This is a genomic window from Loktanella sp. DJP18 (assembly GCF_049310965.1).
Taxonomy (GTDB): Bacteria; Pseudomonadota; Alphaproteobacteria; order Rhodobacterales; family Rhodobacteraceae; genus Loktanella.
Map to the genome: position 1 here is coordinate 1 of NZ_JBMERN010000221.1, position 3,664 is coordinate 3,664.

Here is a 3,664-nt window from a genome sequence, read left to right on the forward strand (position 1 = left end):
CGGCCATGGAAGCGGTGGAAGAACACTTCCCGCCGCTAGCAGGCCAACTCCCCAAGGACTACGAACGCTTCGACGACGATCTGCTCGAGAGCATGATGCGCAAGTTTGACACCGAGGCATTGCGCAATGCGTCGGGTGACGTGTTCGGCCGCATCTACGAATACTTCCTCGCCGAGTTTTCCAAGCAGGGTGCCCACGACAACGGCGAGTTCTTCACACCGCCCTCAATCGTCCAGACCATCGTCAACGTGATCGAACCCGACCACGGCATCGTCTTTGACCCTGCGTGCGGCTCGGGCGGCATGTTCGTGCAATCCAGCCACTTCATCGAAGAAGAAGGGCAGGACACGATGAAGCGCGTCACCTTCTACGGCCACGAAAAGAACGAGACGACCGCCAAGCTCGCCCAGACCAACCTTGCTGTCCACGGACTACAGGGCACCATCCGGGCCGGGAACGAGGCCATCACCTACTACAAGGATCCGCACGAACTTGTCGGCAAGTGCGACTTCGTGATGGCAAATCCGCCGTTCAACGTGGATGAGGTCGACGCCGACAAGGTCAAAGGCGACGCACGTCTGCCCTTCGGCCTGCCCGGCGTGAACAAGGGCAAGAAGGTCTCCAACGCCAATTACCTGTGGATGTCCTATTTCTACAGCTACTTGAACGACAGGGGCCGCGCCGGTGTCGTCATGTCATCCCAAGCCTCCAGCGCCGGGCGGGACGAGGCGAAGGTGCGCCAGAAGCTGGTCGAGACCGGCGCCGTGGACGTAATGATCGATATCCGCGGCAACTTCTTCTACACCCGCACCGTGCCTTGCCAGCTCTGGTTTTTCGACCGGGCAAAGGAGCGTGACGCCGAACGCGCCGATCATGTACTGATGCTCGACGCGCGCAACATTTACCGTAAGGTTTCACGCGCCATCTTCGACTTCTCGCCCGAGCAGCAAAAGAATATCGCCGCAATCATCTGGCTTTATCGCAAGCAGTCCGATCGATACCTAGACCTGGTTACATCCTACCTTGCGGAAGCAATCGCACATGGACAGGCGACGGCCGAACCGCTGACGGGCTTCAAGGAAGCGCTGGCCAAGCTGATCGACCTTATGGCCCCTTTTGTGAGACCGGCGCGCGACCCGGACCCGCTGGCAGAGACATGGGCGGAGCTGACCGTCGTGCAGACCACTCTCAATGACGACATCGCAGGGTTCGCGGCAGAGGTTGACGTTCAGACGAAGGCCTGGGCCGAAAGCGTAAATGGAGCAGACCGGGACAACGCCACGCTCCATGCGGCGCGTGAAGGATTGCACGGAATGGCAGAGCGGTGCCGGGACCTGACCAAGCAGATCGACCTGGCGGCGAAGCTGGCGGGCCGCGCGGTGGATGTGGCGATTAAGAAACTGGAGGCGCGGGACTCGGATCTCTGGGCCAACGTGCAGGTGAACAAGGCGCGCAAGGCGCTGGAAGGCGTACGTGCCGACGCGGTCGAGGCGCTGCGGAGCGCACGGTACTTTGTAAAACAGGCTGACTGGCTGCAGGAGCGATTTCCAGAGGCGGAATTGGCAGATGTCGAGAGGTTGGTGAAACTGGTGGATCGTACCGAGATCGCCGAACATGACTGGAGCCTGACGCCCGGCCGCTATGTCGGCGTCGCGCCCGAGGAGGTGGACGAGGATTTCGACTTCGAGGAGGCGCTGCGGTCGATCCACATCGACCTGAAGGGGCTGAACGAGGAGGCAGCGGAGCTGGCGGAGCGGATCGCTCGAAACTTCGAGGAGTTGGGGGCGTGACAAAGCAACAACTCGTCGATGCTGACATTGTAGAGTTGCAGGAACTAACGGACCCCGATCGGCCAATAACCTACGGCGTTGTGAAACCGGGGCCCGAAGACCGCGAAACCGGCGTGATCTTCATTCGTGGTGGCGACATCTCCAATGGGTCAATCAACGAGACTGACCTGCGCACGATCACGCAAGAAGTATCGCGGCCATACGCCCGAACCATTCTCCGCGGCGGTGAAGTGGTCATGTCGCTTGTCGGGAACCCTGGCGAGGTCGCGGTTGTGCCGGATAGACTTGCTGGCGCAAACTTGGCGAGACAGGCGGGGCTGATCGCGCTCCGGCCGGAGATATACGCTCCCTACGTCAAATACTATCTCATGGCTCCGCAGGGCCGCGGCGAGCTTTTCCAGCGAACGCAGGGCGCGGTTCAGCAAGTCATCAACCTGTCGGACCTGAAAAGAGTGAAGGTGCGCTTGCCATCTCGGCTTGTTCAAGAACGGATCGCCTCCATCCTCTCCGCCTACGACGACCTGATCGAGACCAACCGACGGCGGATTACGCTTTTGGAGGAGGCTGCGCGGCTGCTTTACCGCGAGTGGTTCGTCCACTTCCGCTTCCCCGGACACGAGCACGTTAAGATCACCGACGGCGTCCCCGATGGCTGGGAGCGGGGCGACTTTGGCAGCGTCGCCCAGCTAAACTATGGAAAGGCATTGAAGGCCGAGAACCGGATTGAGGGGCCTTTCCCGGTTTACGGATCAAGCTGTAAAGTCGGCATCCATGAAAAAGCCTTGGTCGAGTCGCCCGCGATCGTGGTTGGCCGCAAAGGGAATGTCGGTAGCGTGTATTGGTGTTCAGAAAACTTCTGGCCGATTGACACGGCATACTTCATCTCGAAAGAACAGTCCGACTACTGGCTTTATCAAACTCTGCCGGACATCGGCTTTCAGAATACAGACACGGGGGTTCCGGGGCTGAACCGGGATTTCGCCTATAGCCGAAAAGTCGTCGTCCCAAGCGAGAATTTAAGGCGCGAGTTCAACTTGACCGTCGAGCCTATGTTTGCACAGGTTCAGTTGCTTGCGACACACAATCAGAAACTCGCCCAAGCCCGCGACCTCCTCCTGCCGCGCCTGATGAACGGGGAGGTACCGGTGTGACGCAGGACGGCTTCCTTTCCGGCTCCAACTTGGAGCCCGAAGAGATGCAGCAAATGCTGCAGCGTTGGCGCGAGAACAGGACGCCAAGAGAGCATGCAGAGGGTCTTCTTCGCCCCAGGTTCACCTTTCTCGAACTGCAACTCGACGCCATCAAGGAACTGATACACCGGCACCAGCAGGCCGAGGCGGTAACGTGGATCAAGTTTAAGGAACTGGACATGGAAATCGAAGCCAACCCGAACAACGAGCAACTCGACGGGCTCCGCGAGGACCGGTTCTGGAAGGCAGTCTTCATGGATTCCGCGCACAGCATGGCTGTTGTCGGCATGCTGGCTCCGTTCATCGAATCCCTGTTTGACGCCATATTTGACAGGCTCAAGCACAAGGTGACGCTTCCGACTGACCACAGGCGCAACACGCTCGGGGAGAGAGATATTTGGAATCCGCAATGGTATGCGGCGCGCAAGGCAGAAGATAGTCGCAAGGATATTGTTCTAGGCATCAAGCAACTTGCAGGTGCCACGGGCTTCAAAACGTATCTTCCTCCAGGCCATGAACCTGCGTTGGAGGCACTCTTCGCCTTTCGCAATAACATGCTGCACAACGGGTTTGAATGGCCCACGAAGAAGGTCAAGCTCTTCACAAAGCGTATTGCTTCCGAAGGGTGGCCGGACGACTGGTTCTCGGGAACCGACCGGGGCGAAGACCCTTGGCTCTATTACA

General features: G+C 59.1%; 3 protein-coding genes. All 3 read left to right on the forward strand.

Annotated features, from left to right (window positions below; translation table 11 throughout):
- The coding region (locus ACOI1H_RS24155) for an HsdM family class I SAM-dependent methyltransferase (RefSeq protein ID WP_422440757.1) at positions 1-1,790 on the forward strand (1,790 nt) is incomplete at its 5' end.
- Positions 1,787-2,941: a restriction endonuclease subunit S gene (locus ACOI1H_RS24160; protein ID WP_422440759.1), complete on the forward strand. Its 1,155-nt coding sequence runs from the start codon at positions 1,787-1,789 to the stop codon at positions 2,939-2,941. The genes ACOI1H_RS24155 and ACOI1H_RS24160, both read left to right, overlap by 4 nt.
- The coding region (locus ACOI1H_RS24165) for a hypothetical protein (RefSeq protein ID WP_422440761.1) at positions 2,938-3,664 on the forward strand (727 nt) is incomplete at its 3' end. The genes ACOI1H_RS24160 and ACOI1H_RS24165, both read left to right, overlap by 4 nt.